Raw genomic sequence first — 22272 nt, forward strand, 5'->3', positions numbered from 1 at the left:
AATCAGGGGTCGCTTAAAGGGTCAGTCTTTTGAGGCGCAGGCCATACGGGGTTTGTAAGTGTTTGGCGGGTGGCATTGGCTGCAGGTTGGCTGTTTGTCGCCGCCCCAGCCCTTGGTGTGGCAATTCCGGCAGGGAAGGTCTTTATGAGGAGGTGTCAACCGGCAACCAACCTTGGCATGGTTCCACAGGCCAGGTTTGAAATCACGATGGCATTTCCCGCATTGTCTAGGTGTGTGGCGATAGTTGCCCTTGGCCTGGTGGCAGTCCGTGCAGGCAAGATTCAGATGAAAAGGCGAGAGGTCAAAGCCGGTCCAATTATGATTGAAATTAACCGGGTCGATCCAGGCCTCGGCAATGGGGTAGTTTTTACCCAGGTGCTCCTGGTGGCATCCAGAGCATTTTTTAACTGGTGCGTATTTATGGATGCCGGTTTCCAGGACCAGACTCATCTTCCCTTTACAGGCAAGGCAATTGGAATCGGGAGTACCCTTGAATCCGGGATGGCAGGCCTTGCAGTTGTTTTCCAAACTGCCGTGGGCTGTACTCAAATGGTCCGGCATGAGCAGGGTTTCATCAACCAGGCTGAAGATTAATAGAGCAAGGCCAATGAAAAAGAGAGGGTGAAGGAAGAACTTTTTCATACTAATAATAGATCCAGGCGAAAATATGCATAGCCAGAACCCACCACATGAAATAGCTCAAGGGTCCGTGGACTTTTTTCCATAGAGAATAAACTTCATTTAAAACCAAAAAGTTCCTGGTGTCGTTCTCCAGACGTAAAAGATGAAGTGCCTGGGTCTTGCGCAGCTCTAAACTTCGCTTTTCAAAGCCCGCCAGTTTTTTCACTTCCGCGGCCAATTTCCTGGTCTGGGCGCTGCTTGCGCGGTACTCTCCCCAAAGGGATTTTATGCGGGATATATGTTGCCCCAAGGTGGGGCGGGGCAGATGGATCTTCTTTTGCTCAGAATAGTCGGAAAGTGGGCCGGCTTTTCCCAGTTGTGATTCCAATTCTTGAACCTCTTTGGCCTGCACCTCCATTATCCCTTTAATTTCATGGAGTTTTTTTAGAATAGTTTCCCTCTCTTCGGTTCTGTGCCCCACTTCGTCCGGTAGTCGGCGATAAATAAAATGGCCGATAATGCCACTGGCCATTACCAGCCAGCAGGCCAGCAGTAAAATACCTCCCAGGCCATAGAAATCCCCATAAGCGTGGAAAAGGGCTAAGATTGAACCTGCCAGCCCAAAGGCGACATGGAGCCGGTACCATAAACGAACCTTGCCCCAGGTGAAGAGCTTCTTTTTTCTTGGTACATAAAGCAGGCAGATAAGCATGCAGACCAGGGAAATCCAGCCGCTTTGGTGATCCAATTGAAGTAAAAGGGTGTTAAAAAATTTCCAGCCCAGGAAGTGGCCCAGATAAATCACGTGGCTGAAAAGGAGCATTATAAAAATGCCCCAAAATAGCAGATTATAGCGGTAATAACCCCTCAAAATCTGGTTTTCCTGTCGGGAAAAAGATTGGTAAGGTTTAGTAGCTTGCGAGTATTTTAAAAGCTAACATAAATTACCGGATAGAAAAACAAATAACCTGCGCTTCACATTACGCAGAAAAAATAATTTTTCCTTATAAGGCGGAGTGTTGGCCTTGGCCGTTAGAATGACAAAACTTGAAAAAGTAAGGTTTATGGACCGACTGGCTCCCTATCCAGCCGTGCTTTGGCCGGTTCCGGAAGGGGGCATGGAGGTGATTTTTCCTAATTTCGCTGAATTAAAAGCCTTTGGAATTACCCGGGAAGCTGCGGTCAAGGCAGGCTCTGAGATTCTCACTGCCGAGATATTGAAGTATGCCGTCGGTGGTCGGGATTTGCCCAGGCCATCTGACCCCAAGAGGTTGATTGCCGATGAAGATGAGCCTCCCGGAACGGAGTTGGTCATGCTGGAACCGGACCGTCGGGCCCTGGTCCGTTACCTGGGCCTGGAAAAAACCCAAAAGGCCTCGGCCCTGCGTGCTTTAGGGGTTTTGGGCAAAAAATAAGCAACCTAGGGTCATTAGACTTTTTTAGAGAATTTCAGGGTCTTTGCCATTTCCGCAAAAGCACGTACATGGCTCCCGCGCCTCCGTCCATCTGCTTGGCAGTACAAAAGGCCAGCACTCTTTTAAGCAGGCGTTTGTGGGTCAAAACCTTGGCCAGCGCGTTTTTGATCACCGGCACACCGCCCACTGAGCCGGTTCCCTTGCCGTGGACAATAAGTACATGGCGCAGGTTCCTGGTGGCGCAAGAGGCCAGAAAAGACTCCACTTCGCTTAAGGCGTCTGCTGCGCTTAAGCCGTGCAGGTCCAGGTAGTCCTGAATCGGGAACTCCCCCTCGGCCAGTCGTTCAAGCAATTGAGGCCCCACTGCCGGCCCTGCGCCGGAGACAAAATCCCCGGTCAACCTCAGGTCAAAGGGCTCCTTGCCGCTGATAAGGTCGGCCAATTGAGCCAGGGTCTCAAGGTCTTCATCCACTTGAGAATGGATCTTAACCGAATTTTTGGGATGTTCGTTGGGGACCGTGGCCTTGTTTGAATTTGCCAGTGGATTCACTCCTTGCATGGCCCTTTCAAACAGATCTTCGTCATCCGCTTGATTTGCATCTTGTTTTGGGGTCGGGGCGACTGGTCTGGACCCGGGAGAGGCGTCCGCCACCTTGATCTGTTTTTTCAGCACGGCAAAGGGGCTGTTAAAGGGATGATCCTTTGCGGCATTTTGATTTTGCTTGTTTTTTTTCTTTTTCTTTTTTGCCATGCGACCAATCATAACCCCATATGCGGGTTTAGGGCAAACAAACCTCGACATAAAAGCCGGCCCAAGTTAGCATGGTACCCTTATAAGCCTTGGGGCGGAAAACAAGAACTGCTAAATCCGACTTCTTATCTCTGCCCTTAAGGGCGCCTGAACCAAAATGAGGGGAATAACCTTAGCCGGTTATTGATTTCAGATTTTTTGTTTCCCGGATGTGGAGCTTGGAATAATGGCTAAAGTAGACGATTATCAGATGAGTTTTGATATCTCCGCCGAAAAGCTGGCCAACCGGAACCTGATCGAGGTGGCCAAACGGGCCGGGGCCAAGGCTGATGAAGACGGTAAGGCCCTGGAACTCACTTATTATGGCCGGCCTGTACGGGTTGAGAGAGACCCCTGGAGTGTGCACGCCCTGGATGAGGGCCCTGAAATTCCCCTGCCTGAGCAGGCCTTGATTCTGCATTATCTGGAGACTGCGGAAGACAAGCCTCTGGCCAATGAATGGATAACTTACCGGGAGGTTCCCTCGGGAGAGTTTTACTGGTCCGCCTTTGTGAGAAGGGCCAAGCAGCCTTTGGTGGGTTTTTTCGGTGAGAGACCTCAATATTTGCTTGAAATGGCTCCCAAGGTCGGCGGAGAGCCGATCGAAGGTGTGAATGCCGATGCTGCCGTGGTGGTTTGGGCATTCCCCAAGGTGCCGATTTTATTTCAGCTATGGGCGGGCGATGATGAGTTCCCGGCTGACGGAAACGTGCTGTTTGATAAGACCGTGGCCGGTTTCTTACCCACTGAGGACATTGCCCTGGTGGCCGGCCTGCCTATTTATAAAATCATGGCAATGAGCCGCGGATAATCAGGTCAATTTCCTTGAGGGCTGGATAAATGGCTAGTCAGTGACTATTTTTTCATATGAGGCCCAAATAGCCTATCTAAAATCTTGAATATATGGCCCGGGACTTTTTAAGGAAGCCGGATCGGGGAGGGTAAACATGGAAAATCATTGTCATGAAGGCTGCTCATGTGGTTGTGGGTGCGATACCAATGCCGATGAGGTGGTTTTTCCCTGCGACATGCCTGATTGGGCAGCCCTGCCGGGGTCTACAGTGCTTTGTCCCTGTGCCGGGGTGACCAAGGAAATGGTGGTAAAGGCCATAGCTCAGGGAGCGGATTCCCTGCCGCTTTTAAAGGTGATGACCGGTGCGGGGCGTGCCAACCAGTGCCGGGATAAAAATCCCCTGGGCAGGAGCTGCGAACTGGACCTGTTGAAGATGCTCGCGATTTATGCCTGAGTCCAGGTTCCTGAAAGCGACCTTGCCGGAAAAATTTGCAGGTTCCAGATGTTTTTGAGTTAAGGAGTGCCTTATGAAAATAGCAGTTAGCGGAAAAGGAGGAGTGGGCAAAACCACTTTCTCCGCCCTTTTGGCCCGCAATCTGGCCAAAAGGGGCATGCAGGTTCTGGCTGTGGATGCAGATCCGGACGCCAACCTGGGCCAGGCCCTGGGTATGCCCGGTTATGAAAAGATAGTCCCGGTCGGTGACATGAAGAACCTGATTGAAGAGCGCACCGACAGTGAGGGCGGCGCTTTGGGAACTTTTTTCAAGCTCAACCCCACGGTGCACGATCTGCCTGAAAAGCTCAGTGTGGAGAATAATGGGGTGCGGCTTTTGGTCATGGGCACGGTGAAAAGCGGCGGCATAGGTTGTATCTGCCCTGCCTCGACCATGCTCAAGGCCCTGATGACCCATATGGTGCTTTCCAAGGAAGAGGCCCTGATAATGGATATGGAGGCCGGTCTGGAGCATCTGGGCCGGGGAACCTCCCGTTTTGTGGACGCCTTGGTGGTGGTGGTGGAGCCGGGCCGCCGTTCCCTGGATACAGCCCACACCATAAGGAAATTGGCGGCCGATCTGGGCGTTCAGCATATCTATGTAGTGGGCAACAAAATCCGGGGCGAAAAAGACCGCGAGTTTTTGGAAAAAGCCATGAGTGATTTTGAGTTCCTGGGCTTTATGTCCTATGATCAGGATATTATAGAGGCCGACATGGAGGCCGTGAGCCCGGCCTTAAAGGCGGGAAAAGCCATGCAGACCATCGATGAGATGGCGGACAAGCTTTTGGCTCAAAATGGAGATCAAGCCTGATTTTTATAAAGCTTAGTTTGAGCTGAAAAACCCCGCCGACCCAAGGTCGACGGGGTTTTTTAATAAATAGTATTCGGTAAGGCCCCGGCAGGGTTCAAGCCTAAGGGTTATTGCTTGCTGAACACCAGCTTGTTGCCTTCCACATCGGCCAGGATGCTGTCCCCCTCTGAAAAAGTGCCGTCCAGGAGCTTTACTGCCAGCTGATCCTGCAAGTGAACCTGGAGCGCCCTTTTCAAGGGCCTGGCTCCGTAGACCGGATCATAGCCCAGGTCGGCCAGGAGATTCAGAGCCTGGTCACTGATAGTGAGCTTAAGCCCCCTTTGGGACAGAAGCCGGTTCAGCCTTTGCACCTGAATCTTGACGATCTTGCCGATCTGCTCCCGGTCCAGGCTGTGGAAGATCACCACATTATCCACCCGGTTCAGGAATTCCGGCTTAAAGGCCGAGCGTAGAGCCTGCATTACCGCCCCTTCCATCTTGGGCCTTTGCTCTACCGTGTTCATTTCCTGGATAAACTCACTGCCGATATTGCTGGTCATGATCAGGATGGCGTTTTTAAAGTCCACAGTCCTGCCCTGACCGTCTGTGAGCCTTCCGTCGTCCAAGATCTGTAGAAGCGCGTTGAAGACGTCCGGATGGGCTTTTTCGATCTCATCAAACAGAACCACGCTGTAGGGGCGTCTGCGTATGGCTTCGGTGAGATAGCCTCCCTCTTCATAGCCCACATAACCCGGAGGTGCGCCGATGAGCCTGGCCACGGCGTGTTTTTCCATGAATTCGCTCATGTCCAGGCGAATCAGGGCCTGCTCATCGTCAAACATGAATTCCGCCAAAGCCCTGGCCAGTTCGGTCTTGCCCACACCGGTGGGGCCCATGAAGATAAAACTGCCAATGGGCCGGTTGGGGTCCTGCAAACCGCTTCGGGCCCTGCGCACGGCGTTGGCCACCGCCTCGACCGCCTCTTCCTGGCCCACCAGCCTTTGGGCAATGCGCTCTTCCATGTTCAGCAGCTTTTCGCGCTCGCCCTCTAAAAGCTTGTCAACCGGGATGCCGGTCCACTTGGCCACCACCTGGGCCACATCTTCGGAATCGACTTCCTCTTTCAGCATGGAGCCCTGGCCCTGCAGCTCGCTCAACTCCTCCTGGCTTTGGGCCAGCTGTTTCTGCAGCTGGGGCAAGCGGCTGTATTGCAGCTCAGAGGCTAAGGTGAGGTCACCTTCCCTTTTGGCCTTTTCGATTTGGCCCCCCATCAGGTCCAGTTCTTCCTTGGCCTTTCTGATACTGCCTATGATCTGTTTTTCCTCTTCCCAGCGGGCCCGCATTTCGTCACGTTCACCGCTCAGCTCTTTTATTTCATCTTGGACCTTATCCAGGCGGCGCGCACTGGCCTGGTCAGACTCCTTTTTAAGGGCCTCGCTCTCAATGGTGAGCTGCATGATGCGCCTTTCCAGGCTGTCCAGCTCGGCGGGCAGACTGTCAATGGCTATCTTGAGCTTACTGGCCGACTCGTCGATTAAGTCAATGGCCTTGTCCGGCAAAAAGCGGTCGGTGATATAACGGTCGCTCAAGGTGGCGGCTGCCACCAGGGCAGAGTCCTTGATGCGCACCCCGTGGTGCACTTCGTATTTGTCCTTTAAGCCCCTCAGGATGGCCACCGTGTCTTCCACACTGGGCTCGCCCACCATAACCGGAGCAAAACGCCTTTCAAGGGCAGCGTCCTTCTCTATGTTCTGGCGGTATTCCTTGGTGGTGGTGGCTCCCACGCAGCGAAGCTCTCCCCTGGCCAAAGGCGGTTTCAACATATTCCCCGCGTCCATGGCTCCTTCGGCCTTGCCCGCGCCGACCAAGGTGTGCATTTCGTCGATAAAGAGGATGATTCTGCCCGCGGCCTCCACAACCTCCTTCAAGACCGCCTTGAGCCTGTCTTCAAATTCTCCCCGGTATTTGGCCCCTGCGATCAAGGCCCCCATGTCCAGGCTCACCACCTGCTTATCTTTTAAGCCTTCGGGTACATCTCCGGCCACTATGCGCTGGGCCAGGCCCTCCACAATGGCGGTCTTGCCCACGCCTGGTTCGCCGATCAGAACCGGGTTGTTTTTGGTGCGGCGGCTCAGAATCTGGATCACGCGTCTGATCTCTTCGTCCCTGCCGATGACCGGGTCCAGCCTGTCGTGGGAGGCGTCTTCGGTGAGGTCCCGGGCGAACCGTTTAAGCGCTTGGTATTTGTCCTCGGGGTTTTGGTCTGTAACCCTTTGATTTCCCCTTATATCCTTGAGCACACCCATGACGGCGTCCGGGGTTACACCGTGGGACTTCAGCAACTCACCGGCCGGGTCCTGGGACTGGGCCAGGGCCAGGAGAAGGTGTTCCACGCTGGTGTATTCGTCTTTTAAGTTTTCAGCCACCTCCTCGGCGTTTTGAATCACCTGGCGGCTGGGGCCGGAGAGCACCACCTGTTGGGCAGCCCCCCTGACCTGGGGAAGTTTTTGCAGGGCGTTTTTAAGCTCTTCATCAAGCCGGTTCTGATTGACGCCCAGTTTACCGATAATGGGTTTGGCCACTTCTTCGCTTATGGCCAGGACCTGAGCCAAGAGGTGCACAGGTTCAATCTGGGGATTGCCCTGCTTCTCGGCCATGGCCATGGCAGCCTGTAGAATTTCCTGGCCTTTTACAGTCAGTTTGTCCAGTCTCATATATTGTTCTCCTTTCGGATACGTACTTTGCCTTTTCAGTTAAGCAAAAAATCAAAGGGACTTTAAGAACCCTATTAACAAAAAAGAATCTAAGATTGAGTGGGCGTAATAAAAGGGGGTGAACAAAAAAAGAAAAATAAATTAAACCGTAAAAATCAATAACAGATATTTTCTTAACACCCCTTCATCTATTCCCAACCACATTTCAAGTTAAGATCAACAAGTCGTGGTTTCAATATGCAATGGAATATTTGCTGGAAAAGAAGTGTTTTTTCAGTAAGTTAAATTGATAGGGCATTTTGACTGGAATAGAACGGATTTTTGCCTGAATTACCTTTTCAGTAAAAATGGAGCCAGGTTTAAATACGGTTATTTGTTTTTTATTTGACGGTGAAGCCAGAGAACCTGGCGGGCAATGCCTCGTAAAGCTCTTACTTCCCGGGAAGAAAGACCCGCCCTGTCCAATACGTTTTTAAAGGGCCTGAAAAAATGGGAGGGATTACTTTTACGTAATACACCTATGGCCAAAAGGGCTTCTTTTAAATGTTCCTTCAGGGCTTCTTTTTCCTCCAGGCTGGCAGGCTTGGGAAAGGAGGTTGCAGCCAGGGCCGAATGGTGGTTTTCTTCCTGGAGCGTGGCTATGCGTATCTCATAGGCCAGAACAATCACCGACTGGGCCAGGTTAAGGGAAGAAGACTCGGAAGTCGGGATGCGCACCGTCATGTTGCAAAGATCCACTTCCTCGGTGGTGAGCCCCCTGTCCTCCGGGCCGAAAACTAAAGCGAATTTGCCGTTGTGGGCTTGTTTTACGGCTTGCGGCGCCGCGGTCCGGGGGGAGAGAAGGCGGCCCCTTTTGGTTCCCAGGCGGGCTGTGGTGGCCATGGCGCCCTTGCATTCGGCCAGCGCCTGTTTGAGGCCGGTGTAAACTTCCATTGCCTCCAGAACGGGCTTGCCCTGATCAGTGGCCAGGCGTTGCATAGGCACGGGCCACATCCTTTCCGGGCTGACCAGTTTCAGGCCTCCCAGGCCCATGTTCGCCACCGCTCTGGCCGCTGCGCCTATGTTTTCCGGAAAACGGGGTCTGACCAGCACCACATAAAAGGCTTGTAAGATATCTGTTTCCAAGTCACACTCGCCTGGAGGATTTGTGTTTGCACAAAAGGCCTGAGTTCTTGTGATATGGCTTATCGCCGTTTACGGCAATCAGGCTTTTTACAGCATAAGCCACGATTCTGTAAAGGCTTCTCACACTCTGGTATGGGAGTGATTCCTGTTATAGCAGGCCTAGCTCCGCTTTTAAAAGATTGTTTTGCTACTGGTACTCTAGGCTGGGAAGCTTTGCAAGTGGTCATCTGAGGTTTTTTCAGAAAGGATGCGTCCGGCATGGATATAAAAACAGCTTGGCAAAATGTGGAGCGAGCCGCATTTGATATGGAAAGCGGCCAGGGTGATTATCAGATCAAGGTTGCCACGCTTTACGCTGCCATAGATATGCTTTTTGATTACCCGGTAAAGGAAATAGTGGAGCAGGTGGAAGCTTCCTATCTGCCCACCCGCCCCACCATGAGCTGGTTGGTTTACGAGGGAAGCAGGATAAAGGGCATTGACCATGATAGGGCGCAGGCCCTTAAGGAGTTCTGGAACAAAAATAATCCCGAGGATGAGAAGATCATGGACGGTCCCAAGGGGGTTGACCTGGTTTAAGAATTATTTGCGCATTTGATTAATAATCAATTTATGGTGGGTGTTGACACTATGGTTGGCGCTCTGGTACTGTCTTGACAGCCATAATATAAAATGGATCTCAAGGTGAACTCAATTAGACCTCAGGCATGCATTAATCTTTGGTGGTGGTGGCGTGGCTCACCCAGGGGAGGTGCGTCCTAAGGTCTGATTTCTTAGCTGAATAAATACATCCAGACCGAATACCAAGCGGGCCTCCTTTAGAAGGAGGCCCGCTTTTTTGTTTCCCGGACGGGAAGAGATCCCCCGGCCAGAATAACCGGAAAGGAAAACAAAATGGAGCAGATCAGGGTCGATTTGAAAACCGAAGATATGCCAAAGCGGTGGTACAACATCCAGGCGGATATGCCTAATCCCCTGGCCCCGCCGATACATCCGGCTACCAACGAGCCCGCCACGCCTGAGCAGATGAACGTTATTTTCCCCATGAATCTGTTGGAACAGGAGATGAGCCCCCAACGCTGGTGGGAAATTCCGCAAGAAGTTTTGGATATTTATGCCCTGTGGAGGCCAACGCCTTTGCAAAGGGCGACAAGATTGGAAAAGGCCCTGGGGACACCTGCCAAAATTTATTACAAAAACGAGTCGGTAAGCCCGGCCGGGTCCCATAAGCCAAACACTGCGGTGCCTTCGGCTTATTATAATAAACAGGCCGGGATCAAGCGTCTTTCCACCGAGACCGGAGCAGGCCAATGGGGAAGCGCCCTAAGCATGGCCACCAATTTTTTTGGTCTGGAATGCACGGTCTACATGGTCAGGATCAGTTATGAGCAAAAACCCTATCGCAAATCACTGATCAATACCTGGGGAGCCTCCATCTACCCCAGCCCTTCAGACCAGACCGAGGCCGGTAGAAGGTTCCGCGAAGAATACCCGGACACCCCGGGAACCCTGGGCATGGCCATCACCGAGGCGGTGGAGGACGCCGTCAATAATAAAGACACCAATTACTCCCTGGGTTCGGTTTTAAACCACGTATGCCTTCACCAGACCATAATCGGTGAAGAAGCCCTCAAGCAGATGGCGCTGTTGGGTGAAAATCCGGATGTGGTGATCGGCTGCGTGGGCGGCGGGTCCAACTTTGCCGGTCTGGCCTTCCCTTATATCCGGGAGAAGATGGCGGGAATGGATGTACGTATCCTGGCTGTGGAGCCAGGATCCTGCCCAACCGTGACCAAGGGTGTATATGCCTATGATTATGGCGACACCGGGAAAATGGCCCCCATTGTGAAGATGCACACCCTGGGGCATACCTTTGTGCCTCCGGGCATCCACGCAGGCGGCCTGCGTTATCACGGCATGGCCCCCCTGGTCAGCCGCCTGGTTAAAGACAACCTGGTGGAGGCCATCTCCTATGGCCAGACCGGCTGCTTTGAAGCCGGGCTTTTGTTTGCCAGGAGTGAGGGCCTGGTCCCCGCTCCGGAATCAACCCATGCCATAAAAGCGGCCGTGGATGAGGCAATAAGGGCCAAGGAGGAAGGTAAGGAACGGGTTATCCTGTTTAACTTGAGCGGGCACGGGCATTTTGATATGGCCGCTTATGACGCCTACCTGGCCGGGCAGCTTTCAGACTATGAATATCCCACAGAGCTGGTGGAACAGGCCTTGAGCCATTTACCCCAAATAGGCTGAGGTTGTGTGATTCAGGGCTAAATTAAGACCCTAAAAAAAAATTAGAGACATTTTAAAAGGGTAAAGAGGGCCCAATCCCTCTTTACCCTTAAATTTTTAAGTATAAAAATAAAGGTTTAGCACTTGGTTTTTTTAGGAATTGGGGTTAATCTTTAACTAACTGAAGATAGATAAAGAGAAAAAGTCCGGAGGTTATATGAAGTTTTTCGGACTATTTGCTTCTTTTACTATATTGATCGCCATAGCCAATTTTGCCCATGCCGACGGCAAGAAAAACCTGGACGCAGCTTTACTGGCCGACAGTGAGGGGAACCTGCATCTTGCTCTGGAACAAGCAGACAAGGCAATAAAATCACAAACTCTTTCGGTGCAAAATCTTTCCCTGGCCTACTACATAAGGGGTGCTGCTTACCGTGATTCAGGCAGGTATTCTTTGGCAGTAAAAGATTTTTCAAAGGCCATAGAGTTGACCCCGGAACCGGCTTTTGCCTATCATGCCCGAGGCCGGGCTTGGCATGCCCAAGGAAAATTGAAATTAGCCTTGCTTGATTTTGAGAAGGCAATAAAACTAAGACCAAATGCCTATATGTTTTTTTGGTCAAGAAGTGTGGTTTTCGAGGAGCAAGGTGATCTGAAGCATGCTGTAAAAGATATGCAAAATTATTTAAGGGCCGATCTTGCTTCGGAAGACGAGGATCGAGGTTGGAAGCGCCTGACCGAATTGGAAGCCAGATTGGCCAACCCGGCCAGACAAAGAAAGCGCCATTCGGCCATGGGGCCCTTGCCCGACCCTCCCCCTTATCCCAGTTCTTATCATTAACTGTTGTCTATAAAGAAAAACGCCGGACTAAACGGGGCTCACCTATTTGAAAAATATACAATTCCAGATAATAGCCACTTTCCAATCATTTTAAAAAAGCAAGTAACTCCAGCCAGTTGAAATTACCTTGCCTCTACCGGGCGGCATCTGACAAAGCCCCGAAGGACTTTGTCAGCAAGCTGGGTTTTAGATCCTGTCTCTACCTAGCTGAATAATTCTTTTGAGGTTTTAATTGTGAGGATGGGATCCAGGGGGCTTTTGCGATAAAGGCCCAGACAGGCCTGATGATCCTGATCAGTCATGGCATTGGAGGCGTCTTCCAAGATAACCGCGTAAAAGTCATTGCAAACCGCATCCAGGGCGGTGGTCAGCACACAATATGGGGTCATGATGCCGCAGACAGCCACCCTTTGAATCCCCCAAAGCCGCAGAGTTTGATCCAGGTCTGTTTTATAAAAAGCGCTCATGCGCCTTTTAGGCAGCCAGACATCACTTTCTTTCCGGTTAAGCAGCTCTGTGATCTCTGCTTCTTTTGTGCCCCTTAAGGAGCATTCCTTCATACGCCCTTTAAAGAGAAAATCACCGGGTAAAAAGGAATCCGTAGCGAAAATAACCGGCCAGCCAAGTTTGCGCGCCTTATCCGTGAGCCTGTTTATCTGGGGAACCACGGATTTGGCCCTTTGGGCCACCGCCTCATGGGGTGAGAGTTCCAGGTTGTCCTTTACCATGTCCACCACCACCACTGCTGTCTTCATGAGCTTCCTTCCCTTTGGTCTTTTGAGCATGAGTATTGTGCAGAAGTTCGGTTATCATCTGGGCGGATTCTTTAATCTCATCCGGTTCGGGGCCTGGGTGCACTTCCATGACAAAACAGGGGCTGTCAACTAAAAGCGGGAGTAAATCCGGCCAGGAGGCGTCTCCCTGTCCCGGGGGAAGATGATCTTTTTCAGCCAGGGTGTCATGCAGGTGGCAGCCCACCAGGTCCCGGCCAAAAGCCGTCAGCCATTTGTCCGGTCCGGGCAGACCCGCGGCCTGTTGCACCAGGGCGTGGCCCAGGTCATGCCAATGCCCCAAAGGCGCACCTTTGAAACGCTTAAGTAAAAGTTGAGCCTCTGTGAGGTCCGGAATCTCAAAGGCATGGTAGCGGTTTTCAATTCCCAGAACCACGCCCAGTGGTTCGGCTCTTTTGAAAAGCTTTTCAAGGGAGAAACTAACTGCGTCCCTAAAAGCCGGGGCCAGTTGATTTCGATATTCAAGTTGCCTGGTCAGCTCTGCCGAAGAAGCGGATTCCCCGGCCGCCAGTTTAATAACCTGCTTGTTTTCCAAGCCTTCCACCCAGCCAAGATGAAGGACCAAGCGCTCCACTTCCAGGTCGCTGGCCATTTCCAGGCAGGATGTGGTCAGTGAAACAGCCCTTTGCCGGGTTTCTTTGTCCCTGGAGGCCAGGTTGAAGAGATCTCCGCCGGCTAAGGCCGGATCCATATCAAGGGGCAGGGGACAGAAATTATGAATGCTCGATATTTTAAGGCCCCTTGGTTTCAACTCGGGCAGAAGATCCTGCAAAATCGGGGTGGTGAGGCGGTATTCCAATTCAAGCTTATCAAAGCCGGTTTTCCGGATCTGGTCCAGGAGGTCGGCGGCGGATTGACAGTTTTCAGAGGCCCAGCAGGTGGAAAGGGCCGGGACCGGGTCAAAGGTATTCATTTTCGGGATCTTATCCGCTTTGTGTTAAAACAAAAATAAGGCCGCCCTTAAGCCTCGCGGCAGGGCGGCCTGTGGGCTTTTAAGGTTGCTTTGTTATCCGGTTGCGGTTTTTTGGTTCCAGAATGGAGAAATATCCCGCAGCCGTTTTATGATACCTGGCATGTGTTCAAGCACATAGTCAATTTCTTTTTCCGTGTTGTAGACGGAAAGGGAGAATCTGATGCTGCCGTGGGCCGCCGTAAAGGGCACACCCATGGCCCTCAGCACATGGCTGGGCTCCAGGGAGCCCGAGGTGCAGGCCGAACCGGAGCTGGCGCATATGCCAAGGTCGCTCAGCATAAGCAGGATGGATTCCCCTTCCACATATTCGAAACTGATGGAGGATGTGTTCGGCAGGCGGTGCATGGGATCGCCGTTTATCATGCTGGCCTGAATCTTCAACAGGCCCTTTTCAAGTCGATCCCTCAGGGCCTTTACCCTGGTGTTCTCTTCGTCCATATTTTGGGCGGCCAGTTCGCAGGCCTTGCCCAGGCCGACTATGTAGGGGATGTTCTCTGTACCGGCCCGGCGGCCGTGTTCCTGATGGCCTCCGTTTATATAGGGCACAAACGGCGTTCCCTTGCGTACGTAAAGCACCCCCACTCCCTTAGGGGTGTGCAGTTTATGGCCGGAGAGGCTAAGCATGTCTATGTTGGTCTTGGCCAGGTTGATCGGCACCTTTCCCACTGCCTGCACGGAATCGGTATGCATCAGAGCACCTTTGGAGCGGGCCATGTTCGCGATCTCTTCCACTGGGAAAATAACCCCGGTTTCATTGTTGGCCCACATGACGCTGACTAAGGCGGTGTCGTCTGTGATGGCATTTTCCACATATCCCAGATCCAGGTTTCCCTGTCGATCCACCGGCAGAAAAGTCACCTCATATCCCTGGCGGGCCAGGTTCTGGCAATAATTCAACACGGCAGGGTGTTCCACCCTGGTGGTTACAATATGCCTTTTGGAGGGGTTGCTCATCAGGGCGGAGTTTATGGCCGTGTTGTCGCTCTCCGTGCCGCAGGAGGTGAAGATGATCTCTTCGGGCTCGGCCCCGATAAGGTCTGCCACCTGTTTTCTGGCCTTTTTCATGACTTCTGCCACCATGCCTCCAAAGGAGTGCATGGAGCTGGCATTGCCGTAAAACTCCCCGAAATAGGGCAGCATGGCTTCCACCACTTCCGGGGCGGTTTTGGATGTGGCGTTGTTGTCCAGATAAATTACCGGGTTTCCCATTACTTCACCTCCTCCACCACCAGGTCGGGGCTCACAAATTCCCTTAATTTACTTTGCACAAACTGGCTTAAAGTAGCCTGGCTGGCCTGGCAGGAACTGCACATGCCCCTTAAGGCAACCAGCACCTTGTTGCCTTCAATATCCACCAGTTCAATATCTCCGCCATCGGCCTGCAGGGCTGGACGGACTTCCCTCTCCAGGGTTTCTTCGGTGAGCTTCATTTTTTGGATATTGGTGAGCCTGCGCGGTTTGGGCTCCGGTCCGGGCTCCTGGTCCAGGGGCTTGGCCCCGCTCCAGATCTTGTCCAGAAGGGCTGCGATCTGGTCGGTGCATTTGCCGCAGCCTCCGCCCGCCTTGGTGAAGTTGGTAATCTCCTCCACTGTGTGAAGGTTGTTGGTCCTGGCTACCTTTTCTATTTCCTTGTCAGTCACCCCAAAGCACTGACAGACAACTTCGCCCTCAAGGGAAGGCAACGGCTCCAACCCCCTGGCGTTTCTGATGGCTGCTTCAAGCGCCTGCTCGCCCATTACCGAACAATGCATTTTTTCCTGGGGCAGGCCTCCCAGGTAATCGGCTATCTGTTTGTTGGTAACCTTTTCGGCCTCATCCAGGGTGAGGCCTTTTATAATTTCCGTGAGAGCCGAGCTGGATGCAATGGCGCTGGCACAGCCAAAGGTCTGGAATTTGGCGTCTTCTATACGCCCTTGGTCGTCCAGCTTGATCATGAGTTTTAGTGCGTCTCCGCAGGCTAATGACCCCACTTCCCCCACTCCGTCGGGTTTTTCAATTTCGCCCACGTTAACAGGCTCGGTGAAATACTTTTTTACCTTGTCTGTATATTCCCACATATTAAAAACTCCTGGCCTGCTTTGGTTCCGTTTATATAAGGCCGATTGGGTAAAAAAAGGCGGCCCGGGGCCGGCCGCCTGGTAATTTTTAGTGCCCTTCAGGGTACTGGCAAAGTTCAATCAATACACCGTGGGTCACCTTGGGATGTAAAAATAAAACCCTGGCTCCGTGGGCGCCGTCAAAGGGTTTGTCTGAAGTGAGGGGAACGCCTTTGGCCTTTAGTTCATCGCAGGCCTGCTCCACATCTTCCACTTCAAAGGCAATGTGATGAATGCCCTCTCCGCGTTTGGCGATGTACTTGTTCATGGTTCCTTCCGGGGTGGTGCTTTGCACCAGCTCCAGAGAGGTCTCCCCCACCGGTAAAAAACCGGTGACCAGCTCTCCCACGGTATCTTGGGAGGTTTTTTCCAAGGGCAGATAATCGGTGAAGACCTTAGCGGCGTCTTCCACGTCCTTACAAGCTATGCCAATATGAGCTAACCGCTTGATTTTCATGATGTTGTTTTCCTCTTTGAGCTGTATTTGATTGATGGTGTGCAGGCGACTTAAAAAATATCACCGCTTAAATATGATAGAACGTGCCTAAAGGCGTTGCAAGTCCTAGAACCTTATTTATTTACTGGGGTATAAAGGGCGGGCTGAGAATGGGTGTTCGGTGGTTATAAGGTTGTCTCTGCCGGTAAGAAGCCGGGCTCCCCTTATCGGGGAGACCGGCTTTTTCGTTAAAAAAACCTGTGAAAGGTCAGGGTGTGGTCACCGGCATGCCCATCAAGGGCCAGATGCCCCAGACCGCAAGTCCGGTGACGAGCATCAAAAGGATACTGGCGGGAATGCCGTAGAAGAAGAACTCGCCACTGGTGAACTGGCCTGAATTATAGGCAATGGCGTTCGGCGCGGCCCCCACCAGCAAGAGAAACGGCATGCCGGCCACCACCAGGGACGAATAGAGGATGATATCCGGAGACACATGCAGATAAGGCGCGATCACCAGGGCCACCGGCAGTGAGATGGCGATGGCCGCCACGTTCATGATGAAGTTGGTCATTATCATCACAAAGAAGGAGATGCTCATCACGAAGATGAACCAGTGGGCCTCCTTGAACATGGCCAGCCAGTTGATGGCCAGCCACTTGGCCGCCCCTGTCTCCCAAAGACAGAAGCCCATGCTCATGGCGCCGCCAAAGAGCAGGATGATGTTCCAGGGCACGCCTTCCAAGTCTTCCAGGTCCAGAATTTTGAAGACAAAGAAAAGCACCGTGGAGACGAGGATAATGCCTGTTTTATCTATAGCTTTGAGTTCCGGTACAAAGGAGCGCAAAGAGAGCATGGCGATCATGCCCAATACGATCAGGGCGGCCATGATCTCTTTTCTGGTCAAGGGGCCAAGATCATGGTTCAACTGGATCGCCTTTTCCCTGAGACCTGGGATGACCTTTTTTTCGGGTTTTAAAAAGATCATGAAAAATACCCACAGGAGAAAGGTCATTATCCAGCCAATGGGGGCCATGTAATAGGACAGCTCGAAAAAGCCCACATCCCTTTGCACAATATCATTGAAAAAGCCAATGGCCACAGCACCCCTGGCCGCACCCAAAAGGGTGACAATACTGCCGGCGCCTGCCACATAGGCCATGCCGATGAAAAGGCCCTTGCCGAATTTGGTGGGTTTGTCGCCTTCACCGTAAAGGGTGTAGATGGCGATGAGAAGGGGGAAAATGGTGGCCGCCACGGCAGTGTGGGCCATGATGTGGGTAAGGGCCGCTGTAACCACAAAGCAGCCCAGATAGATCATGCTGGTTCGCTCGCCCACAATAGCCAGCATCTTGTAGGCCAGTCGCTTGGTAAGCCCGGTTTTGGTGAATACCGTGCCTATCATGATGGAGGCAAAGATGAACATCACCGAAGGAGCCATGAAATCGTTAAAAACCGCCTTGGCCGGGCGCAAGAGGAAAAGGGCTTGCAAAAGGCCGATGGTGAGGCTGGTTACACCTATGGGAACCACTTCGAAAACCCACCAGGTGCCTGCCAGGAGAAAGGTGGCCAAGGCCCCCTTGGCTTGAGGGGAAAGCTGAAAGTGTTTGCCCATGGGATCTATCGCATCGGGCCAGGCCGGAGAAAATTCGACAATTGCAAACAGGGCTATACCGGTGAGCATCAGGATGATGCGCCACCAGTCAATTTTTTTCTTTTTGGTTTTGTACATTATGTCGGAACTCATATCCGGCTCCTTATAGACGGACAGATGGCAACTTCGCAGACCAGCATGTGTTTAAAAATAGTATTCAGAGTTCACAAAGTTTTATTCTGTAGCATATCTCTTTGAACACGTCGCTTAAGCGTAGGATGCCTACGACCTTTCCCCTTTTAGTGACCATAAGCGACTGGTTGTGCCCCATCACAAAGCAGTGGATCGCCTGGTCCAGGGTTGTTTCTATGTCTAAATATTCGTTTTTATCTACCTTGTTCATCATGTCCTTGACCTTCAGGGTTGCCGCTTTCTGGCAGACCTGGTCCAAGGGCGCTTGCAGAAGCTTATAATGCTGCATAATGGAACGGGTGAATTCGGGAGTGAAGCCAAAGCGGGAGAGCTTGGACGTGTCTACGATTTCATCGTATTTCGGTTCCAAGCCTTTTAATATGGCCCACTGGCTTAGCTTGCCGACCAGATCACCGGTTTTTTCATTGAAAACCAGTATGGCCCTGTGCTTGTAAGGCGACTTTTTAAAATTGATCTGGGCTTCTTCCAAGGCCAGCACCGCTTGTTGCAGGATGGCGTCCTCGGAAACCCGTGCATACTCTTCCACTGGGACCATGAGGTCCTTTATTTTCATTTCTTTCATGGCAGACCGTCCTGGATGGTGTTGTCATGACACTGTTGGCGGCATTCTACCCTGTCATCTGTGAAAAGATACACAAAAAAATGCCCCAAAATGAACTTTTATTTAGGGTGTTTCAAAAATTTATAATTTTTTCAGTGCGATACATTGTAAAAAAAACTGACACTTTTTTGGAAAAAATAACTGGTGTTTATAGGGGAATTTTGCTGGGACAAGTGGGTGCAGTCGAAAACCCGTTTTTTAAAAAGTGCATTCGGCTTACTTACCAACTCCTGTGGAAGTTCGCCGAATGTTGCTTGCAAGGGCAAAATTGCTGTCCCAAGGTGAGTTGAAAAAGACTGAACCAGCTTTTTTAACACCCGGCTGTTGACAAACAGCCGGAATGCGGGCCAAGGACACGCCCCTCGAAAATCGGCTATTTATCGAAGACTCCGAATGACGGCCCGCCAAATTGTGAGGCTGTCCTAAGACGAGTAATTCGAGCCGCTTGGCAAAACTCAAGTTTTTGCCAAGCGGCCTCTGACAAAGTCCGCATCAGCCTTTTTCAACATTTTGCTGGATTTCAGAAGGACGCACGCCTTCGGGTTTGGGCAGGCCGTCAAAGTAGACCAGGTTGTCTTGCCCGATTTGAAGCCTTCCCTGGCCCATCAGCTCCAGGGTCAGGGGAAGAACCACCCAGTCGCCCGCTTTTTTAAGCTCTTCCTGATGTTCATCGGCCACCCGGCGCAGTTTTGGGGGATTTTGCAGCAGCTCAGCCAAGGGGCAGGGCAGTTTAACCGGCAGGGGATCGCTCACCATTAAAAGAGGACCTGAATCCACCCCCTGATCTATCCACAAGGTGGATGAGCGCAGCTCGGTCTGTCCCGCTTTGATGGCATCCAACACCGCGTCATCCCCGACAAAGCGTCGCTCCCCGGATTCACTAACCAGGGAGAGGTCTGCGGGATGTACGTTTATGCCGCCGGTCAGGGTAGTGAAACTCATATAACCGCCCAGGGCGATTACATCGATCTCAAATGCTTTGAGCAGGGCTTTTGCCACTTGATCGTATTCATGCCTTGCTTTTAAGCCTTCCGGATGGGCAAGGCTTCTTTTAAGGCCTCTGATTTCATGAAACCGCCTGATATCAAAACTGAAATAGGGCAGCCCATACTCATGGGCAATTTTTTCTCCCTGGCAGGCTCCGTCGGCCCGGTCGCTGAAAATGAATTTGATATGGTAAAAAGGGCTTTTTCTTTCCAACAGGCGTCTTATGTTGCTGCCGCTGCCGCTCATAAAGGCCGCCACCCGAAGCCCCTGTTCACCTGCCCCCTTGTCTGAGGCCGGGTTTTGTGAAAGGCCCATTGACACTCCTTTTTTTGACGGTTCTTAAGGGTTTGAGCTGTAAGTGCATAACTTTGCGTATATAAATTTGAATCACTACATGTGGGAATCTGATTGTGTTAAAAAGTTGTTCAAAAAAGTACAATATATCGTTAATATGGGCCATGCAAAATACGGAGATGGTACAGTGATTACTATGCTTAAGGCCTTGCCTCCTTGGGCCTTCAAGGCCTTGGCTGTTGCAGCAGGCTTGTTTGTGGTTTTTTTGGTCGGACTTTTGGTCCTGAAGTATTACCGCAAATTAACAGATCGGCTGCCGCTTGACTGATTAAGGTGAGTCGGCTGCCTGTCTTGACAAAGCCGGTTCAAATATGAATTTATTAGCTTAATGGATTCATCAAAAGCCTGCCCCTCACTTTCCAGTCTGCCCTGGAAAGTGTCGCTATGCCATCTTAATAAATCAGGCTGAACTGTAGAGTACTGCAAAAAAGATACAACAGTTTGGCGGGTTGTGCACAAAAGCGGTTCTTTGCCGAGGCCTAGTGTACAAAGGGAGAAATCATGCGTAATGCCCTTCGTTTCAGGCTGATGATTCTACCGATTGTTTTTATTTCCATATTTGTGATAACCGGGGTGGCTCTGACGGTGTTTCAGGTCAACTCCCTTTGGAGGGGGCAGGAGCGGCAGATAAGCAAATCCCAGGTCAGAAACCTTAAAAAAAGCCTGAGCACCCTGGAGTCCAGGGCATTGATGGCAGCAGCCCTGGCTGCAGGCGCCCCAGGGGTCCAGGAGGCCTATGATCTGGCGGATAAGGGGCAGGAGGACCAGGCCCGCATAGTTCTCAGAAAAACCTTTGATCGCATACACACCCATGTGACCAGGGCGCTGAACTTGAAGTCCTATAAAATCCATTTTCACCTTCCTCCCGCCAAAAGCCTTTTGAGAATATGGCGCAAACCCGGCAAAAAGGACGGCGGAGACGATCTTACCAGTTTCCGGAATACCGTGCTCGAGGTGAGTAAGACCAAAAAGCCCGTCACCGGCATAGAGATTGGCCGGGGCGGTTTTGTGGTCAGGGGGCTGATGCCCATAGAGGATGATGAGGGTAATTACCGGGGATCGGTTGAGTCCCTGGTGGATTTCGCCCAGGTCTGCCAGCTCTCCCGGGGGACCGAAAACGAGCACACCGCGGCATACATGGTCAAGGATTTTCTTTCCATTGCCCGTCGCCTGGCTGCTCAAAACCCTCCGGAGGTAGGCAATCTGGTCCTGGTTTTCACGACCGACAAAAACGAGACAAGCCCGGTGGTGGACGCCTCCCTTTTGCAGAAGGCGCTTAAAGGCACTGTTTCTATCCACAAGAACGACAAGTACATAACCGCCGAACCCATTATCAACTTCGCCGGTGAGGTTGAGGGGGTCATGGTTTTTGTGCGCGACATTGCCCAGCTCGACTCAAATATGAGCTTTATAAGGAACAGCCTGATCTTCGGCGGGCTGGCTGCCTTGATCCTGCTTTCCCTGTTCTTCTGGCGCTCCAGTGCAGGGGTTATCCGCACCGTCACCCAGGCCATCAAATCCCTGAATAAAAACAGCACCACCATGCATAATTCCTCGGCTGAAATGGCCGACTCCAGCAATCGGCTGGCCGACGGGGCCAGCCAGCAGGCGGCGGCCCTGGAGCAGACCTCAAGCGCCTTGGAAGAGATCGCTTCCATGACCAAAAGCAATGCGGAAAACGCATCCACTGCCGATGCCCATATGAAAGACGCCAACCAGATTATAGGTGGGGCCGGCAAGACCATGACCGAGATGGCGGAGGCCATGGAACAGATAGCGGGCTCCGGGGGCGAGATATCCAAGATTATCAAGTCAATTGACGAGATAGCCTTCCAGACAAACCTTCTGGCCTTAAATGCCGCGGTGGAGGCGGCCAGGGCCGGAGAGGCCGGAGCGGGTTTTGCCGTGGTGGCCGATGAGGTTAGAGCCCTGGCCATTAGATCGGCCGAGGCGGCCAAAAACACCCAGGACCTGATCGGAGAGACGGTCAACAGCATTGAACAAGGGTCTCTTTTGGTGGCCAAGACTCAGGAAGGCTTTGCCAAGGTGGCCGAAGTGGCGGAAAAGGTGACCACCCTGGTCTCTGAGATTGCGGGGGCATCCAAGGAGCAGACCCAGGGAATAGAAGAAGTAAACCGTTCCGTGCGCGAGATGGACACCGTGGTGCAGGGCAATGCGGCCACAGCCCAGGAATCGGCTTCCGTGGCTGCGGAACTAACCGGGCTGGCTGATTCCTTGAATCGAATTGTGGGCGAGCTGGTGCTTCTGGTCGGCAAGGCGGCCCAGTCGGAAACCGGTGAATCCGCCCAAGTTTCTTTAAAAGAAGCCCCGGTGAAGAAACAGATGCTGCTAGAATAACCAAGAGCATCAGCTCTTTTACTTAGAGGTTCTTGACAAACTTGGCAAGACTTCGAGT

Annotated in this window: 22 protein-coding genes; 9 read left to right on the plus strand and 13 right to left on the minus strand. The window is 52.0% G+C overall.

All coding sequences use genetic code 11. From position 1 onward, the window contains the following. Window positions 1-21 precede the first annotated feature (21 nt). Both X474_RS07275 and X474_RS07280 read right to left on the minus strand, forming a co-directional pair. Complete coding sequence (locus X474_RS07275; RefSeq protein WP_044347804.1) at window positions 22-642, minus strand: hypothetical protein; 621 nt, start codon at window positions 640-642, stop codon at window positions 22-24. 1 nt (window position 643) lies between these two features. After that, a complete protein-coding gene (locus X474_RS07280) occupies window positions 644-1444 on the minus strand; it encodes a hypothetical protein (RefSeq protein ID WP_156360663.1) in 801 nt (266 codons plus the stop codon). Between the two features lie 214 nt (window positions 1445-1658). On the opposite strand from X474_RS07280, the gene X474_RS07285 reads away from it, so the two are divergent. Next, the gene (locus X474_RS07285; RefSeq protein ID WP_156360664.1) at window positions 1659-2036 is read left to right on the plus strand and encodes a type II toxin-antitoxin system HicB family antitoxin; all 378 of its coding nucleotides are present in this window, start codon (window positions 1659-1661) and stop codon (window positions 2034-2036) included. A gap of 34 nt (window positions 2037-2070) precedes the next feature. Here X474_RS07285 and X474_RS07290 read toward each other — a convergent pair whose 3' ends face one another. Beyond that, window positions 2071-2787: a Smr/MutS family protein gene (locus tag X474_RS07290; protein WP_044347916.1), complete on the minus strand. Its 717-nt coding sequence runs from the start codon at window positions 2785-2787 to the stop codon at window positions 2071-2073. Window positions 2788-3013: 226 nt separating this feature from the next. On the opposite strand from X474_RS07290, the gene X474_RS07295 reads away from it, so the two are divergent. From X474_RS07295 to X474_RS07305, 3 genes are all read left to right on the plus strand, one after another. Next, window positions 3014-3637: a DUF3786 domain-containing protein gene (locus X474_RS07295; protein WP_052514971.1), complete on the plus strand. Its 624-nt coding sequence runs from the start codon at window positions 3014-3016 to the stop codon at window positions 3635-3637. Between the two features lie 136 nt (window positions 3638-3773). Then, on the plus strand, window positions 3774-4073 hold the full coding sequence (locus tag X474_RS07300; RefSeq protein WP_052514972.1) for a (2Fe-2S)-binding protein: 300 nt from the start codon (window positions 3774-3776) through the stop codon (window positions 4071-4073). A gap of 73 nt (window positions 4074-4146) precedes the next feature. Further along, the gene (locus X474_RS07305) at window positions 4147-4926 is read left to right on the plus strand and encodes an ATP-binding protein (protein ID WP_044347809.1); all 780 of its coding nucleotides are present in this window, start codon (window positions 4147-4149) and stop codon (window positions 4924-4926) included. A 107-nt stretch (window positions 4927-5033) separates the two neighbouring features. Here the strand turns inward: X474_RS07305 and clpB are convergent, their stop codons facing one another. Next, a complete protein-coding gene (clpB, locus tag X474_RS07310) occupies window positions 5034-7619 on the minus strand; it encodes an ATP-dependent chaperone ClpB (protein WP_044347810.1) in 2586 nt (861 codons plus the stop codon). 369 nt (window positions 7620-7988) lie between these two features. After that, window positions 7989-8744, minus strand: coding sequence for an RNA methyltransferase (locus tag X474_RS07315; RefSeq protein ID WP_197282015.1), 756 nt, complete (start codon window positions 8742-8744; stop codon window positions 7989-7991). Between the two features lie 258 nt (window positions 8745-9002). On the opposite strand from X474_RS07315, the gene X474_RS07320 reads away from it, so the two are divergent. From X474_RS07320 to X474_RS07330, 3 genes are all read left to right on the plus strand, one after another. Continuing rightward, on the plus strand, window positions 9003-9323 hold the full coding sequence (locus tag X474_RS07320; RefSeq protein WP_044347811.1) for a hypothetical protein: 321 nt from the start codon (window positions 9003-9005) through the stop codon (window positions 9321-9323). A gap of 315 nt (window positions 9324-9638) precedes the next feature. Further along, complete coding sequence (locus tag X474_RS07325; RefSeq protein ID WP_044347812.1) at window positions 9639-10994, plus strand: TrpB-like pyridoxal phosphate-dependent enzyme; 1356 nt, start codon at window positions 9639-9641, stop codon at window positions 10992-10994. Window positions 10995-11190: 196 nt separating this feature from the next. Further along, window positions 11191-11814 carry a tetratricopeptide repeat protein gene (locus tag X474_RS07330; protein WP_044347814.1) on the plus strand — a complete coding sequence of 208 codons (624 nt, stop codon included), beginning with the start codon at window positions 11191-11193 and terminating at the stop codon, window positions 11812-11814. A gap of 203 nt (window positions 11815-12017) precedes the next feature. Here the strand turns inward: X474_RS07330 and X474_RS07335 are convergent, their stop codons facing one another. The 8 genes from X474_RS07335 to X474_RS07375 all read right to left on the minus strand — a co-directional run bounded on the left by X474_RS07335 (window position 12018) and on the right by X474_RS07375 (window position 19817). After that, complete coding sequence (locus X474_RS07335; protein WP_082464215.1) at window positions 12018-12569, minus strand: cysteine hydrolase family protein; 552 nt, start codon at window positions 12567-12569, stop codon at window positions 12018-12020. Then, complete coding sequence (locus tag X474_RS07340; protein WP_044347816.1) at window positions 12508-13518, minus strand: sugar phosphate isomerase/epimerase family protein; 1011 nt, start codon at window positions 13516-13518, stop codon at window positions 12508-12510. Before X474_RS07340 ends, X474_RS07335 begins: the two co-directional genes overlap by 62 nt. Window positions 13519-13611: 93 nt before the next feature. Continuing rightward, window positions 13612-14787, minus strand: coding sequence for a cysteine desulfurase NifS (gene nifS / locus X474_RS07345; RefSeq protein WP_044347818.1), 1176 nt, complete (start codon window positions 14785-14787; stop codon window positions 13612-13614). Continuing rightward, window positions 14787-15635 (minus strand): Fe-S cluster assembly protein NifU, encoded by an 849-nt coding sequence (gene nifU, locus X474_RS07350; protein WP_044347922.1) that lies wholly within the window; start codon window positions 15633-15635, stop codon window positions 14787-14789. The genes nifS and nifU overlap by 1 nt, the downstream gene beginning before the upstream one ends. Before the next feature lie 88 nt (window positions 15636-15723). Next, on the minus strand, window positions 15724-16131 hold the full coding sequence (mce, locus tag X474_RS07355; RefSeq protein WP_044347820.1) for a methylmalonyl-CoA epimerase: 408 nt from the start codon (window positions 16129-16131) through the stop codon (window positions 15724-15726). A gap of 247 nt (window positions 16132-16378) precedes the next feature. After that, the gene (locus X474_RS07360) at window positions 16379-17854 is read right to left on the minus strand and encodes an SLC13 family permease (protein ID WP_044347821.1); all 1476 of its coding nucleotides are present in this window, start codon (window positions 17852-17854) and stop codon (window positions 16379-16381) included. Between the two features lie 64 nt (window positions 17855-17918). Then, entirely contained in the window at window positions 17919-18476 is a 558-nt protein-coding gene (locus X474_RS07365; protein ID WP_044347823.1) for a CBS domain-containing protein, read from the minus strand. Window positions 18477-19007: 531 nt separating this feature from the next. Next, window positions 19008-19817: a formyltransferase family protein gene (locus X474_RS07375; RefSeq protein WP_044347825.1), complete on the minus strand. Its 810-nt coding sequence runs from the start codon at window positions 19815-19817 to the stop codon at window positions 19008-19010. A 79-nt stretch (window positions 19818-19896) separates the two neighbouring features. On the opposite strand from X474_RS07375, the gene X474_RS26050 reads away from it, so the two are divergent. Both X474_RS26050 and X474_RS07380 read left to right on the plus strand, forming a co-directional pair. Continuing rightward, the gene (locus X474_RS26050; protein WP_156360665.1) at window positions 19897-20124 is read left to right on the plus strand and encodes a hypothetical protein; all 228 of its coding nucleotides are present in this window, start codon (window positions 19897-19899) and stop codon (window positions 20122-20124) included. Window positions 20125-20357: 233 nt separating this feature from the next. Next, a complete protein-coding gene (locus X474_RS07380) occupies window positions 20358-22214 on the plus strand; it encodes a methyl-accepting chemotaxis protein (protein WP_052514973.1) in 1857 nt (618 codons plus the stop codon). Window positions 22215-22272 lie beyond the last annotated feature (58 nt).

It is taken from the genome of Dethiosulfatarculus sandiegensis (genome assembly GCF_000931935.2).
GTDB lineage: Bacteria > Desulfobacterota > Desulfarculia > Desulfarculales > Desulfarculaceae > Dethiosulfatarculus > Dethiosulfatarculus sandiegensis.

Coding starts and splice junctions, on each gene's coding strand:
- X474_RS07285 (WP_156360664.1), top strand. CDS start 1,659: ATGACAAAACTTGAAAAAGTAAGGTTTATGGACCGACTGGCTCCCTAT.
- mce (WP_044347820.1), bottom strand. CDS start 16,131: ATGAAAATCAAGCGGTTAGCTCATATTGGCATAGCTTGTAAGGACGTG.
- X474_RS07290 (WP_044347916.1), bottom strand. CDS start 2,787: ATGGCAAAAAAGAAAAAGAAAAAAAACAAGCAAAATCAAAATGCCGCA.
- X474_RS07330 (WP_044347814.1), top strand. CDS start 11,191: ATGAAGTTTTTCGGACTATTTGCTTCTTTTACTATATTGATCGCCATA.
- X474_RS07380 (WP_052514973.1), top strand. CDS start 20,358: ATGCGTAATGCCCTTCGTTTCAGGCTGATGATTCTACCGATTGTTTTT.
- X474_RS07320 (WP_044347811.1), top strand. CDS start 9,003: ATGGATATAAAAACAGCTTGGCAAAATGTGGAGCGAGCCGCATTTGAT.
- X474_RS07365 (WP_044347823.1), bottom strand. CDS start 18,476: ATGAAAGAAATGAAAATAAAGGACCTCATGGTCCCAGTGGAAGAGTAT.
- X474_RS07280 (WP_156360663.1), bottom strand. CDS start 1,444: ATGCTCCTTTTCAGCCACGTGATTTATCTGGGCCACTTCCTGGGCTGG.
- nifS (WP_044347818.1), bottom strand. CDS start 14,787: ATGGGAAACCCGGTAATTTATCTGGACAACAACGCCACATCCAAAACC.
- X474_RS07335 (WP_082464215.1), bottom strand. CDS start 12,569: ATGAAGACAGCAGTGGTGGTGGTGGACATGGTAAAGGACAACCTGGAA.
- X474_RS07360 (WP_044347821.1), bottom strand. CDS start 17,854: ATGAGTTCCGACATAATGTACAAAACCAAAAAGAAAAAAATTGACTGG.
- X474_RS07325 (WP_044347812.1), top strand. CDS start 9,639: ATGGAGCAGATCAGGGTCGATTTGAAAACCGAAGATATGCCAAAGCGG.
- X474_RS07340 (WP_044347816.1), bottom strand. CDS start 13,518: ATGAATACCTTTGACCCGGTCCCGGCCCTTTCCACCTGCTGGGCCTCT.
- nifU (WP_044347922.1), bottom strand. CDS start 15,635: ATGTGGGAATATACAGACAAGGTAAAAAAGTATTTCACCGAGCCTGTT.
- X474_RS07295 (WP_052514971.1), top strand. CDS start 3,014: ATGGCTAAAGTAGACGATTATCAGATGAGTTTTGATATCTCCGCCGAA.
- X474_RS07275 (WP_044347804.1), bottom strand. CDS start 642: ATGAAAAAGTTCTTCCTTCACCCTCTCTTTTTCATTGGCCTTGCTCTA.
- clpB (WP_044347810.1), bottom strand. CDS start 7,619: ATGAGACTGGACAAACTGACTGTAAAAGGCCAGGAAATTCTACAGGCT.
- X474_RS07300 (WP_052514972.1), top strand. CDS start 3,774: ATGGAAAATCATTGTCATGAAGGCTGCTCATGTGGTTGTGGGTGCGAT.
- X474_RS26050 (WP_156360665.1), top strand. CDS start 19,897: ATGTGGGAATCTGATTGTGTTAAAAAGTTGTTCAAAAAAGTACAATAT.
- X474_RS07305 (WP_044347809.1), top strand. CDS start 4,147: ATGAAAATAGCAGTTAGCGGAAAAGGAGGAGTGGGCAAAACCACTTTC.
- X474_RS07375 (WP_044347825.1), bottom strand. CDS start 19,817: ATGGGCCTTTCACAAAACCCGGCCTCAGACAAGGGGGCAGGTGAACAG.